The sequence below is a fragment of the Sandarakinorhabdus sp. genome (assembly GCF_041689835.1).
GTDB lineage: Bacteria > Pseudomonadota > Alphaproteobacteria > Sphingomonadales > Sphingomonadaceae > Sandarakinorhabdus.
Map to the genome: position 1 here is coordinate 1 of NZ_JBDNFM010000119.1, position 12,539 is coordinate 12,539.

Consider the following 12,539-nt stretch of genomic DNA (forward strand, 5'->3'; position numbering starts at 1 on the left):
CTGCCGCTGGCGGTAAAGCTGGAGAAGGGCGAAAGCGTCACGGCCGGCTATGTGATCTGGCCGTCAAAGGCGGTCCGCGATGCGGGTTGGGCCAAGATGATGTCAGAGGGCCCCGACGGCGAGATGCCGTTTGACGGCAAGCGGATGATCTTCGGCGGGTTTTCGGAGCTTTTGGTATCCCGCGCCTGATCCGGTCCAGATCAGGCGCGCGGGCTAGTAGGTGCCTTCTTCGAGCACGCCGTCCGCGCTCATCTGCGCATAAAGCAGCCCTTCGCGCAAACCAAAGCCCGAAGCGATGACGCTGGACGAGCCGAGCTTTTTCACCACCGCCGCCAGCAACATCGCTGCGCCCGGCAATGACGGCAACCGCGAGGTTGAAATATGCGGCACCGTTTTCAATGTCGCGATTTCGGTGTGCGCCAGGCTGCGAAACAATTGCGCCGGAGCGCTGGCTGGCATCTCATACTGGTGGACGATGGGCAGCGGGTGGCCGGTCATCCAGATGTGGATCTGCGCCAGCGCCCGCCACGATCCGCCCACCATGTAAAACGGCTTGCCCTTGCCCTCCCCGGCCCAATCAATCGTGCCCAGCGCCTTGGCAATGAACGGCCCCAGCGCTCGCCGTTCGCGCTTGCGCACGGCATCCAGCCGCAGCGCGCCGATCGGCAGGCTGATGCGATTGCCCATCTCGCCGCCCGATACCCGGACCAGTTCCAGGCTGCCGCCGCCCAGATCGCCAACCACGCCGTCGGCCAGCGGAATGCCCGACACCAGGCCCATCGCCGCGCCGCGTGATTCGGCTTCACCGTCGATAACCTTGATCGAAAGACCGCATTCTGCCGCGACCAGATCGATGAAATCCTGGCCGTTACTCGCCTCGCGAACGGCCGCGGTGGCAACGGTTTGCACATCGACAATGCCCATGGCGCGGGTGAGCGTCGCAAAACGCCGAAGCCCGGCCACTGCCACTTTCATCGCGCCGCCGGCCAGCTTGCCATTGGCGGCCAGCCCCCGCCCCAGACCGGCCATCACCTTTTCGTTGAAGATGGTTTCGGGCACGCGGGTGCGGCCTTGATAGACGACCAAACGGATACTGTTGCTGCCGATATCGATGATGGCACACAGCCCGCCGCTGGCAGGGCGCGCTGGGCCTAGCGCTGCGGCTATCCGGGGCTCAGGCAATGCCGGCGGCATCTGTCGACTCGTCGAGATCGTCTTCCTCGTCAGGCAGCATCAACACCGGCACGGCCGCTGCATCCTTCACGTGGCCGCGCCCGGAAAGCGATGGGTTGGTCATGAAATAACGGTGCAGGTTGAACGGCTCGTCGCGGTCACCCTCCACCCGCTGGTAGCGGCCGTCGGCTGCCATTTCCCAGCTTTGCTGATTGTCCTTCAGATTGGCCAGCATCACCTGGTTCAGCACCTGGGCATGAACGGTGGGATTTTCGATCGGGATCATGATTTCAACCCGGCGATCGAGGTTGCGCGGCATCCAGTCGGCCGAACTGATGAACACCTTGGCCTTGGCACTGGGCAATTCATGGCCGCCGCTGAACACGCAGATGCGGCTGTGTTCCAAAAAGCGCCCAATCACCGATCGCACACGGATATTTTCCGACAATCCCGCCACGCCGGGTTTCAAACAGCAGATGCCGCGAATGATCAGATCAATCTCCACCCCGGCGGCACTGGCATCATACAGTTTTTCGATGATGTCGGCATCCACCAAGCTGTTCAGCTTTACCCAGATGGCGGCGGGCCGGCCAGCCTTGGCATGGGCAATTTCCTCGTCGATCAGGCCGTTGAGCCGGCTGCGCATCGCCAGCGGCGCCATTGCCAGCTTTTCCAACTTGGTGGGCTGCACATAGCCGGTGATGTAGTTCATCACCTGGGCTGCATCGCGGGCCAGCACCGGATCGGCGGTAAAGAACGACAGATCGGTATAGATGCGCGCAGTGATCGGGTGATAATTGCCGGTGCCAAAATGCACATACGTCCGGATTGCCGCGCCTTCACGGCGGACAACCATGCTCAATTTGGCGTGCGTCTTCCATTCCACAAAGCCATAAACCACCTGAACGCCGGCGCGTTCCAATTCGCTGGCCCAGCGAATATTCTGTTCCTCGTCGAAACGCGCCTTGAGTTCCACGACAGCAGTGACGGACTTGCCGGCCTCGGCCGCATCGATCAGAGCGCGCACGATGGGGCTATTCTTGCCGGCGCGGTACAATGTCTGCTTGATGGCGATCACATCGGGATCGGCCGCGGCCTGGCGCAGGAAGGCCAACACCACTTCAAAGCTTTCATAGGGGTGGTGAACCACCAGATCCTTGCTGCGGATTGCGGCAAAGCAATCGCCGCCGTGTTCGCGGATGCGTTCGGGAAAGCGCGGCATGTGCGGTTCGAATTTCAAGTCGGGGCGGTCTTCGTCCACCAGCAGCGCCAGATCGTTGATGCCCAGCACGCCCGACACCAGGATGGTATCGCGATCATCAACACCCAATTGGCCCTTCACCAGCATCAGCAGCCCGGACGGGGCGTTTTCTTCCATGGTGAGGTGAATCACATCGCCGCGCCGGCGGCGTTTCAGCGCCGTCTGGTAAAAACGCACGAGATCTTCGGCCTCTTCCTCCACCTCGATATCGGAATCGCGGATCACCCGGAACGCGCCATCGCCAATCAGATCATAGCCGGGGAAAAGTTGATCGAAAAAGGCGCGAATGGTGTTTTCCAGAGAAATCCACCGCACCGCTCCGCCGTTTTGGCCCGTCCCCGGCAACCGGATGAAGCGCGGCAGCATCGCCGGCAACATCAACAACGCGCGCAACACTTCCTCGTCGGACTGGCGGCGCAGTTCGAGGATCAGCGAAAATCCCTTGTTGGGGATGAACGGAAACGGGTGCGCCGGATCAATGGCCTGCGGGGTGAGCACCGTGAATATCTGATCGAGGAAATGCGTTTGCAGCCAGTCGCGCTCGGCCGTGCTCAATCGTTCCGCCGTGATCACATTGAAATCGGCGCGCGCCAGTTCCTTGATCAGCAGGCTCCAAACCCGCTGCTGTTCTTCCATCAGATGATCGGCCTGCACGCCGATGGCGAGAAGCTGCTGCGCTGGAGTCATGCCTTCGGCACTGCGGGTTTCGATGTTGGCCTGCACCTGGCCGCGCAGGCCAGCAACGCGCACCATGAAGAATTCATCGAGATTATTGCCCGAAATCGACAGGAACCGCAGCCGTTCGAGCAAGGGATGCACCCGGTTCATCGCTTCGGCCAACACCCGCTCGTTGAACGACAGCCACGACAACTCACGGTTAAAATAGCGCTGGCTGGGCGGGATGGCGGGGGCGGTGGGCATCCACACAGCCTTAACCGGCAACGGCCCGGCTGGGTAGGGGGCCGAACAAGGCGCGAACCGGTTTTTGCGGCCCGCGTCAGCCGGCTCAGAAACCGAATTCGCCCTGCCCGTCCACAACTTCACGCGCCAACGGAATGGTGATGGCCCGGCGGCGGGCCAGCGCGGCGGCATCAAGCGCGGCCACCACCGCCTGCGCTGCCACCAGGCTGCGCTCGATGCGCACCACCAGCCAGCGGATCAGATCATCCCCCACCCGGACCCCGCGTTCGGCAAACAGTTTGCCCAGCACGGCGGTTAGCAGCTCGTCGTCCGGTTCCCCCAGCTTTACCAGCGGGGTGGCGGCAAGGCGGCTGGCGAGATCGGGCAAGCCGTGCCGCCAGTCCCGCGGGATGAGTTGGCTGGTCAAGAGCAGCGGCGCCTGGCGGGTGGCGGCGTTCCAGGCATGGAACAGGCTTTCCGGGTCTTCGCGGTCGGCAGTTTCGATCACCCGCGCCGGGCTGCGGGCTGCGAACCACCGCGCCAGGTGCGTTTTGCCGCTGCCGGCCGGGCCAACCACCAGCGTGACCGGCACCGGCCACAAGCCGGGAGACGCCAGCCAGGCCGCAGCGGCGCGATTGGCTTCAGTGATGGCCAGGCGATCCGGGCTGAGATCAACCGGCCACGCCAGCGGCAGCGCCGGTTCGGGCGCAAAGTTCATCAGGCTGGGCTCATGGTCGCGTAGCGTCAGCAGGAGGGCTTGGCGGAGCAGGAGGGGCTGCCGGAGCCGCAGGCAGCGCAGGAGGCGGCGGGGCAGGCAGGCGGCGCAATACAAACTCGGTGTCCAGCCGATCCAGCCCCCAGCCGCGAGCGGCCAGCGCCTCGCGCAGCGCGGTTTCGCCGCCGGGCAAGGAGATTTGGATACGGCTGGTGCCGCCCACCGCAACCTGGCTCATTAGAACATCGCCAGCAATCCCGCGCAGCAACCGTTCGGCAGCGGCCAGGCTGGCATTGTCGGGCGTGATGGCGGCAATCAGCAGCGTGACTGTTTCGGGCGGCGGGGTGCCAATGAACACGTCGGCAGCATAAATGGCGCCGACATCGACCGCCAAATCGGGATCGGCGCGCAAGCGGCCGTCTCGAAGCGCCTGGGCATACAGCGCATCGATGCCCCTCACCCCTTCATCCAGCAGGCGCGCCAGCCCCGCCTCGCCGGCCACCCGCAGCGCCAGCCGGCCCAATTCGGTGCCGGCCGCGCCGTGGCGGGCAATGAACAGCGCGCGAATGGGGCCACCAGGATAGCTGCGAACCAGTCGCGCTTCGGCCACCAGCACGTCCACCGTATCAAAACGAGTGATGATGCTGCGCCAGCCGCTGGGTTCGCTGCGCCGCATCTGCGCCGCGCTCAGCCACAGATTGTCGGCCGCGGTGCCGCTGGGCAGCACATAATCAATCGGCGTCACATTGCCCTGCCAGCGCCCCCAGGCATCGCGCCACGCGGTGCGCGTTTGCGTTACTTGCGCCGCGCCGCCATCAACCAGCAGCGGCAGCAGCAGCATCGGCGGCGATTGCAGGCTGGCGGCGCCGCCCACATATTGCGCCGCGCGGCTGCGATCGAACACCACGCCAAGCCGCGCAATATAGCGGGTGGCGGAAAACTGTTCGCCCTGGCTTTCGATGCCGGCAACCATGGCATCGATCTGGCCATTGGAAAGCCGCGGCGCCTGTGCTTCGGGCCGGTTCGAAAGCCGCGCCCACAAAATCGGCCAGGCGCGAACCATCGCCTGCGTCCAGGCAGCGCGGCGGGCGTCGTCCAGGTTTTTGGCACTCACGTCGACGGCGATGCCGCCAACGGCATAGGCGCTGCCGGCCCCGCCCGACGGATCGAACCTAGGGCGCTGCGCCTTGCGGCTGGCCTGCTGCGCGGCGGCAATCGCCGCGATCATGCAGGCGGCGGCCAGCAGGCCGACAATCTGGGGCAGGATGCGCTTCACAGCCGCTGTTTAGGGCGGTGGGTGCCTGCTTGCCAAGCGCGGATGCTGGCGCTTGCGCCCAACTGGCGCTATGGCGGCGCGCATGATCAATAAACGTCCTCTCACCTACGCTGATGCCGGCGTGGATATCGCCGCCGGCAACGCTCTGGTGAAGATGATCGCGCCGCTGGCCCGCGCCACAGCCCGGCCGGGTGCAGACGCGGAATTGGGCGGTTTTGGCGGGTTTTTCGATCCCAAGGCTGCCGGATACAAGGATCCGCTGCTGGTTGCGGCCAACGATGGGGTCGGCACCAAGCTGAAACTGGCGATTGATACTGGCCGGCACGATACTGTGGGCATCGATCTGGTGGCGATGTGCGTCAACGATCTGATCGTCCAGGGCGCTGAACCATTGTTTTTCCTGGATTATTTCGCCACTGGCAAGCTGGAGAACGGCATTGCCGCGCGCGTGGTCGCCGGCATCGCCGATGGTTGCAAGCAGGCCGGCTGCGCGCTCATTGGCGGCGAGACGGCGGAAATGCCTGGCATGTATGCGCCCGGCGATTACGATCTGGCCGGCTTTGCGGTGGGCGCGGTCGAGCGCGGCGAGCAACTGACGGGTGACGGGGTCGCGGCAGGCCAGCTGCTGATCGGCGTCGCATCATCGGGCGCGCACAGCAATGGCTACAGCCTCATCCGCCGCATATTGGCGCTGGCCGGCGCCGATCTGGCCGCCCCTGCCCCATTCGATACCAGCCGCACGCTGGCCGAAGCACTGCTCGAACCCACCCGCATCTATGTGAAGCCGCTGCTGCCCTTGATCCGCGCCGGCCGCATCAAGGCGCTGGCGCACATCACCGGTGGCGGTTTCCTCGAAAACATCCCGCGCGTGTTGCCCGCCGGCGCCCGCGCGCTGGTGGCGGCCCCCACGCTGCCGCCGCTGTTCGATTGGTTGCGGAGCGAAGGCGGCATCGCGGCGGCCGAAATGGCGCGCACGTTCAATTGCGGCACTGGCATGGTGCTTGTGGTCGAACGCGGCGAGGCCGACGCGGTGATTGCCGCGCTGGAACAGGCCGGCGAACAGGCCAGCGTCATCGGCGAAATCATCGCCGGCCCGCGCGGCTGCGACGTGCACGGTGCGCCGGGCCAGTGGGGTGAAACCGCGGCGTGGACGGCCAGCCACGATGCCTGAACGGGCGAGAGTCGGAGTCCTCATCTCCGGGCGCGGCAGCAACATGGCCGCGCTGCTCTATGCCAGCCGGCTGTATGATTGCCCGTACGAGATCGTACTGGTCGCCAGCAACGATCCGGGTGCCGCCGGGCTTGGGCTCGCGGCGGCGGAAGGCATTGCCACCTTCGCGCACAGCCATGTGGGCCTGAAACGTACCGAGTTTGATGCGATCATCACGGCGCAGCTGGAACGCGCCGGCGTCACCCACATCGCGCTGGCGGGTTACATGCGGCTGCTGTCCCCGCAGTTCACCGCCCGCTGGCAGGGCCGCTGCCTCAACATCCACCCGTCGCTGCTGCCCAAACACAAGGGCCTCCACACCCACGCCGCCGTGCTGGCGGCGGGCGAGGCCGAGACCGGCTGCACCATCCACATCGTCACCCCCGAACTGGATGATGGCCCAACCCTCGCCCAGGCCCGCATCAAGGTGCTGCCCGGCGACACGCCCGAAACACTGGCCGTGCGCGTGCAATATGCCGAACACCAACTGTACCCGCGCGTGCTTGCCGATTTCGTTTCAGCAGATGCGCGCCCCGAAGCGCTGCTCACCCGCGTGCGCGGCCTGGCGCTGAACCTGCCGGCGGCGGCGGAAAAACGCTCTCACGGCTCCCCCGGCTTTTTCGTCGAAGGCGGCAAATTCTTCGCCTATTTCAGCGAAAACCACCACGGCGACGGCATCACCGCCCTGCTGCTTAAAGTCTCCGGCCTGGACGAAGCCGCCATGCTGATCGAGCAGGACCCAGACCGCTTCTTCCGCCCCAAATATTTCGGCCCCGCCGGCTGGGTGGGCGTCGTGCTGACGGATGGGCCGGATTGGGCGATGATCGAGGCGCTGATCGGTGCAGCGTGGCGGCTATGTGCGCCCAAGCGGTTGGCGATGCTGCCGATTTGAAGACGGATCATTCACCCGGACGGGTCGGCAAGGCCAGCCAGACAGACTTGTTGCCGTGCTGTAACGTGATGAGAATGTTGCGCCTTCCTGTCGCACGCGCCGCATCGATTGCATCGGTGAACTGCACTGTCGACGTGAGCGGCCTGCCAGCCAGGCCAGAGATGATGTCGCCCACGGCAATGCCGCGCGATGCGGCTGGGCTGCCCGGAGTCACGGCCACCACGATCAAGCCACTGACGGCGGCACGCTGACCTGCAACCAGATTCATGCTGCTGGTCGTGCCAGCAAGCTGCAATCCTGCGTGTGCAATCAGCGAGCCTGGCATCGCCTCGCGCAGCAGGCTGCCGGCGCGCGCAATGGCGTCTGGTTTTGCAGCGGGAACAAGGGAAACCGTCATTGGCGCACCTGTCCGCCACAGATCAAGCCGCACGCCCCGGCCTGCGGAAAATGTGGCCACTTCAGCGGACAATGATCCCAGATCGCGGACCAGGCGGCCATCCACCGCCAGAATTACATCAGACGGAACAATGCCGGCGGTCTCAGATGGGCTTGCCGCTGCCACGTCCAGTACAACCACGCCATGATTGGATGGCAGGCCAAGCGCTTCAGCCATATCCCCAGTCAGATTTTCGAGGCTGAGGCCAAGATGCGTGCGGGCAGTTTTGCCGTGCAGCAACAGTTCAGCAACCACACGCTGCGCCATCGACGAAGGCAACGAAAAGCCGATGCCGATATTGCCGCCAGCCGGCGCCAGAATGGCGGTGTTGATGCCAATCACGCGCCCGCTTTCGTCTAGTAACGGCCCGCCACTGTTGCCCGAGTTGATTGCTGCATCGATCTGGAGAAAATCATGATATTCTGCGGAGCCGAGTGACCGGCCGCGTCCGGAAATGATGCCGGCAGTTACAGAACCACCAAGTCCAAAGGGTGATCCAACCGCAGTGACATTCTCGCCCGCGCGCGCTTTTTCGCTATCTGCCCAGGTCAACGCCGGATAGCAGCGCTTGAGTGCCTCCATTCTCAATAGGGCGATATCGGTACGCTCATCGCTGCCCAGCAAGATCGCGCTGCGAAGACTGCCATCGGCCAGACGCACCGTGATCTGCGTTGCACCCGAGATGACATGTTCATTGGTCACTACCAGCCCGTCGCCCGATATGATGAAGCCACTGCCATGTGATTGCTTGTTGCTGGTCTGGGTTTCGCGGATTGCGTCGCCCAACACTTCCTCAAAGCTCTCGTTGCTATCCGCCCCGTATCGGCCCTGCACCTGAACCACCGCCGGCATCACTGCCGCAACGATCTCAGGGCGTTTGGAGCCCGGTGGAGGCACTTTGACCGGAGGGCAATCGACCGCCAAGGCACCTGAATTGCCGAACAGACAGGCTGCAGCCAGAAGTGTTCGCATTATTACTGTCCCTCGCGTCAACATTACGAACATGTAATATTGATGCGAAGTGTTTCAACCACCTGGTACCTGTTAATTTTTTGCGAGCGGCCATGATGCCCATATCAAAAAGGGCCACAACGTGTGTTGCAGCCCTTTCGATTCAAAAGGCGTCTCGGTTCAGCCAACAATCTCGGTCTGCGCAAAGAAATAGGCGATCTCGATTGCGGCGTTTTCGTCGCTGTCCGAACCGTGCACGGTGTTGGCTTCGATCGATTCGGCCAGTTCCTTGCGGATGGTGCCGGCATCGGCGTTGGCCGGGTTGGTGGCGCCAATGATGGCGCGGCAGGCCGGCACCCTTGCTTCATTCGGGTACATCATCGCGCAGTCGGTCGATCTGGTGCATGCGCTCATGCAAAATAGTCACAATGCCAACAGCGCCATCGGATAATATGCGCCAGTAGATATAGTGACGCTCAAAGCGGCAGAAGCATCCATCCACACCGAATTCGGCCGGGATGGTGCGCCAGGGCGTTTTCCGGGCAGCGATGTCCGCAAAACAAGCGAACAGGCACCGGATGTAGCGGGCCGCCTGCTCCTCACCCCAAAGATCACGCGAATAGACGTAGATTTCGTCCAGCCGATGCCCCGCCCGATCCTGAACGCGAAATTCAGCCATGACAGCCCACAGCCTCAGCGCCCGGCATTGCGGCTGATGATCATGTCAGCATCCATCACCGCATAGGCGGAATCGGGCGCGGCAAAGGCCGCGGACAATTCGGCCTTCAGCCGGGCAAAGGCTTCGGCTTCCACGCGTTCCTTGTCCCGGCGGATCAGGTCGCGCACATACTCGCTGACATTCTCATAGGCCCCGTTTTCACCCACGCTGGCCGCCACAAAAGCGCCAAGCGCTCCGCCGACCCGGACATTGAGTGTCAGTGAATTGGTCATGACGGCACCTCCAACGATGTCAGGCGATCAATGTTGTCCTCAAGATAAGGAATATTGTGGACAATCGCAATGCCCACGCCGTAAACCTTCCGCCATTGCCGACCAAAGCGGCGCCGCGCACTGACAATAAAAAAGGGCCGCAGGATCGCTGCGGCCCTACGAAACGTGAGGCTGACCGGCTCAGCCAACAATCTCGGTCTGCGCGAAGAAATAGGCGATTTCGGTCGCGGCATTCTCGTCGCTGTCCGAACCGTGGACGGTATTGGCTTCGATCGATTCGGCCAGTTCCTTGCGGATGGTGCCGGCATCGGCATTGGCTGGGTTGGTGGCGCCCATGATGGCGCGGTAGGCGGGGACGGCATCTTCGCCTTCGAGGACCTGCACAACCACTGGCCCGCTGATCATGAAGGCGACCAGTTCACCGAAAAAGCCGCGCTCGCGGTGGACGGCGTAGAAGCCTTCGGCCTGGGCGCGGGTGAGGTGCAGGCGCTTTTGCGCGACGATGCGCAGGCCGGCGGCTTCGACCATCGTGTTGACCTTGCCGGTGATGTTGCGGCGGGTGGCATCGGGCTTGATGATCGAGAAGGTGCGCGTGATCGCCATGAGTATTCCTGTGCTGCAATGCGGGATAGAGGTTGCGCGGCCCCCTACAGGCCGCGCCCCCCGATGGCAAGCGTGAGGCCGCAGTTCAGCCTTCGAAATTGTCTGCCACGAAGCGGTCGAGCAGGCGCACGCCGTAGCCCGTGGCGCCCTTGTCGTGCAGCGCGCCGGGCTTGTTGGCCCACACCGTGCCGGCCACATCCAAGTGCGCCCACTTCACGCCGGGCTTGATGAACCGGCCGATGAACTGCGCTGCCGTGATGGAGCCGCCTTCGCGCGGGCCGACGTTCTTGATGTCGGCAATGTCGCTGTCGATCAGCTTGTCATAGGCATCGCCGATGGGCATGCGCCACAATTTCTCGCCCACGGCCGCGCCCGCCATTTTCAACTGCTTGGCCAAGCCATCATCGTTGCAGAACATGCCGGCGTGTTCATGGCCCAAGGCAACGATGATCGCGCCCGTAAGCGTGGCGAGATCGACCACCACTTCGGGATTGAACGTCTCCTGCGCCCACCACATTGCATCGCACAGCACCAGCCGGCCTTCGGCATCGGTGTTGATCACTTCCACGGTTTGGCCGTTCATGGTGGTCACCACGTCGCCGGGGCGCTGGGCATTGCCGTCGGGCATGTTTTCCACCAGGCCGACCACGCCCACCACGTGCGCCTTTGATTTGCGCGCTGCAATCGCGTGCATCGCGCCCGTCACCGCGCCGGCGCCGCCCATGTCCCACTTCATGTCTTCCATGCCGGCCGGCGGCTTGAGGCTGATGCCGCCGGTATCGAAGGTGACGCCCTTGCCCACCAGGCACACCGGCTTCACATCATCGCGGCTCGTGCCGTTCCAGCGCATCGCCAAAATGCGCGCCGGGCGCACCGAACCCTGCGCCACACCCAAAAGCGCGCCCATGCCGAGCGCTTTCATCTGGGCATCATCAAGGATGGTGAGTTCGACGCCCAGCGCAGCCAGATCAGCTGCGCTTTCAACGAAGCTTTCCGGATAGAGCACGTTGGGCGGCAACGTGACGAGCGTGCGGGTGCGCGCCACACCGCCAGCGATGGCCATCAGCCTGTCGTGCGCGGTCACTTCGCCGGCGCCAACAATGGCGAGGCTGGTCAAGGTGGGTTTCTGCTTGTCCTTCAGCGTGGTGCGATATTGATCGAACCGCCACGAGCGCAGCACCGCGCCGTGCGCCAGATGCGCCGCCAGATCGCCGGCCAGCACGCCCGCCACGTCAACGCTGACGGTGGTTTCGCCGCTGAGCAGCAGCCGCGCAGCGATGGCGCCGCCGATGCGTTCGGCCACGCTGGCATCGATCTTGTCGGTTGGGCCGGTGCCAACCAGCAGCAGGCGCTGGGCGGCAATTCCGGCCGGCGCCAGCAGTTCGGCGATATCGCCCCCGCCGCCATCGAACCGCGCCGCCTTGGCCGCGGCTTGCACAGCGCCGTTGGCGGCGGCATCGGCGGCAACGGCTGCGGCCGACAGCGCGCCATCGGGGCCGGCAAACACCACCAGCGCAGCAGCCGTTTCGGCAACAGCAGGCAGGTAAGAAATGGCAAGCATGAAATATCCCTTTCGATTCGGATGTGCAGCCTGAGTAGGCCTTGGGCGGGTTTGCGCCAAGCAGAGGGTTGCAGGCCCGGCATGGCGCGGCTATCGACCACAAGTGCCTGTTACACCCTCCCTGCCCGGCTTTCGCCGCGGCCTGTTGCTGGCGGCGGCCACGGTCACAACGACTCTGGCGCTGTTGCCGGCCCCGGCAGCGGCGCAGCGGATGGCGCCGGCACTGTGGGGCAATCGCGATCCGGTCAACCGCGATCCCGATGCGCCGCCGCGCCGGACCAATGTGCCGGCTCCGGGCGACACGGTCGATTTCGAAGCTGACCAGCTGAGCTATGACGAGGACAGGCGGCTGGTGATCGCCAGCGGCCGGGTAAAGGTATCGCGCGAAGGTTATGCGCTGGTCGCTGACCGGGTGGAATATACGCGCGCGCAGGGCAAGGCCGAAGGTGAGGTGGTGGCGATCGGCAATGTCCAGATCACCGATCCCGCCGGCAACCAGGCACTGGGCGACCGCATCACCCTTTCGGACAGCCTGAAAGACGGCGCCATTGCCAACATGCTGCTGGTGCTGAACGATGGCGGCAGGCTGGGGGCTAGGTCGGCCACGCGC

Annotated in this window: 13 protein-coding genes and 1 pseudogene; 4 read left to right on the top strand and 10 right to left on the bottom strand. The window is 64.2% G+C overall.

The genetic code is table 11. The features are described from left to right. On the top strand, positions 1–189 hold a 189-nt coding region (locus ACESL8_RS06350; protein ID WP_372916975.1), incomplete at its 5' end, for a DUF1428 family protein. Positions 190–213: 24 nt separating this feature from the next. On the opposite strand, the gene ACESL8_RS06355 is transcribed toward ACESL8_RS06350, so the two are convergent. From ACESL8_RS06355 to ACESL8_RS06370, 4 genes are all read right to left on the bottom strand, one after another. Next, entirely contained in the window at positions 214–1,182 is a 969-nt protein-coding gene (locus ACESL8_RS06355; protein ID WP_372916977.1) for a hypothetical protein, read from the bottom strand. Continuing rightward, positions 1,175–3,355 carry an RNA degradosome polyphosphate kinase gene (locus ACESL8_RS06360; protein WP_372916979.1) on the bottom strand — a complete coding sequence of 727 codons (2,181 nt, stop codon included), beginning with the start codon at positions 3,353–3,355 and terminating at the stop codon, positions 1,175–1,177. Before ACESL8_RS06360 ends, ACESL8_RS06355 begins: the two co-directional genes overlap by 8 nt. Before the next feature lie 85 nt (positions 3,356–3,440). Next, positions 3,441–4,052, bottom strand: a complete 612-nt coding sequence (locus ACESL8_RS06365; RefSeq protein WP_372916981.1) for a chromosomal replication initiator DnaA — start codon at positions 4,050–4,052, stop codon at positions 3,441–3,443. A 10-nt stretch (positions 4,053–4,062) separates the two neighbouring features. Then, complete coding sequence (locus ACESL8_RS06370; protein WP_372916983.1) at positions 4,063–5,325, bottom strand: heavy-metal-associated domain-containing protein; 1,263 nt, start codon at positions 5,323–5,325, stop codon at positions 4,063–4,065. Positions 5,326–5,395: 70 nt separating this feature from the next. On the opposite strand from ACESL8_RS06370, the gene purM reads away from it, so the two are divergent. After that, positions 5,396–6,496: a phosphoribosylformylglycinamidine cyclo-ligase gene (gene purM, locus ACESL8_RS06375; RefSeq protein WP_372917000.1), complete on the top strand. Its 1,101-nt coding sequence runs from the start codon at positions 5,396–5,398 to the stop codon at positions 6,494–6,496. Further along, positions 6,489–7,427, top strand: coding sequence for a phosphoribosylglycinamide formyltransferase (gene purN, locus ACESL8_RS06380; protein ID WP_372916985.1), 939 nt, complete (start codon positions 6,489–6,491; stop codon positions 7,425–7,427). Before purM ends, purN begins: the two co-directional genes overlap by 8 nt. A 7-nt stretch (positions 7,428–7,434) precedes the next feature. Here purN and ACESL8_RS06385 read toward each other — a convergent pair whose 3' ends face one another. The 6 genes and pseudogenes from ACESL8_RS06385 to ACESL8_RS06410 form a co-directional block, all read right to left on the bottom strand. Next, positions 7,435–8,868, bottom strand: coding sequence for a trypsin-like peptidase domain-containing protein (locus tag ACESL8_RS06385; protein ID WP_372916988.1), 1,434 nt, complete (start codon positions 8,866–8,868; stop codon positions 7,435–7,437). A gap of 126 nt (positions 8,869–8,994) precedes the next feature. Continuing rightward, positions 8,995–9,159 (bottom strand): annotated as a pseudogene (locus ACESL8_RS06390) (nucleoside-diphosphate kinase); the annotation flags it as partial. A 19-nt stretch (positions 9,160–9,178) separates the two neighbouring features. Then, complete coding sequence (locus ACESL8_RS06395; protein ID WP_372916990.1) at positions 9,179–9,493, bottom strand: type II toxin-antitoxin system RelE/ParE family toxin; 315 nt, start codon at positions 9,491–9,493, stop codon at positions 9,179–9,181. A 14-nt stretch (positions 9,494–9,507) separates the two neighbouring features. Then, positions 9,508–9,765: a type II toxin-antitoxin system ParD family antitoxin gene (locus tag ACESL8_RS06400; RefSeq protein ID WP_372916992.1), complete on the bottom strand. Its 258-nt coding sequence runs from the start codon at positions 9,763–9,765 to the stop codon at positions 9,508–9,510. Positions 9,766–9,945: 180 nt separating this feature from the next. Beyond that, positions 9,946–10,368, bottom strand: a complete 423-nt coding sequence (gene ndk, locus ACESL8_RS06405; RefSeq protein WP_372916994.1) for a nucleoside-diphosphate kinase — start codon at positions 10,366–10,368, stop codon at positions 9,946–9,948. Between the two features lie 85 nt (positions 10,369–10,453). After that, on the bottom strand, positions 10,454–11,929 hold the full coding sequence (locus tag ACESL8_RS06410) for a leucyl aminopeptidase (protein WP_372916996.1): 1,476 nt from the start codon (positions 11,927–11,929) through the stop codon (positions 10,454–10,456). A gap of 103 nt (positions 11,930–12,032) precedes the next feature. On the opposite strand from ACESL8_RS06410, the gene ACESL8_RS06415 reads away from it, so the two are divergent. Further along, the coding region (locus ACESL8_RS06415; RefSeq protein WP_372916998.1) for an LptA/OstA family protein at positions 12,033–12,539 on the top strand (507 nt) is incomplete at its 3' end.

Coding starts and splice junctions, on each gene's coding strand:
- ACESL8_RS06360 (WP_372916979.1), bottom strand. CDS start 3,355: ATGCCCACCGCCCCCGCCATCCCGCCCAGCCAGCGCTATTTTAACCGT.
- ACESL8_RS06365 (WP_372916981.1), bottom strand. CDS start 4,052: ATGAACTTTGCGCCCGAACCGGCGCTGCCGCTGGCGTGGCCGGTTGAT.
- purM (WP_372917000.1), top strand. CDS start 5,396: ATGGCGGCGCGCATGATCAATAAACGTCCTCTCACCTACGCTGATGCC.
- purN (WP_372916985.1), top strand. CDS start 6,489: ATGCCTGAACGGGCGAGAGTCGGAGTCCTCATCTCCGGGCGCGGCAGC.
- ACESL8_RS06385 (WP_372916988.1), bottom strand. CDS start 8,868: ATGTTCGTAATGTTGACGCGAGGGACAGTAATAATGCGAACACTTCTG.
- ACESL8_RS06395 (WP_372916990.1), bottom strand. CDS start 9,493: ATGGCTGAATTTCGCGTTCAGGATCGGGCGGGGCATCGGCTGGACGAA.
- ACESL8_RS06400 (WP_372916992.1), bottom strand. CDS start 9,765: ATGACCAATTCACTGACACTCAATGTCCGGGTCGGCGGAGCGCTTGGC.
- ndk (WP_372916994.1), bottom strand. CDS start 10,368: ATGGCGATCACGCGCACCTTCTCGATCATCAAGCCCGATGCCACCCGC.
- ACESL8_RS06410 (WP_372916996.1), bottom strand. CDS start 11,929: ATGCTTGCCATTTCTTACCTGCCTGCTGTTGCCGAAACGGCTGCTGCG.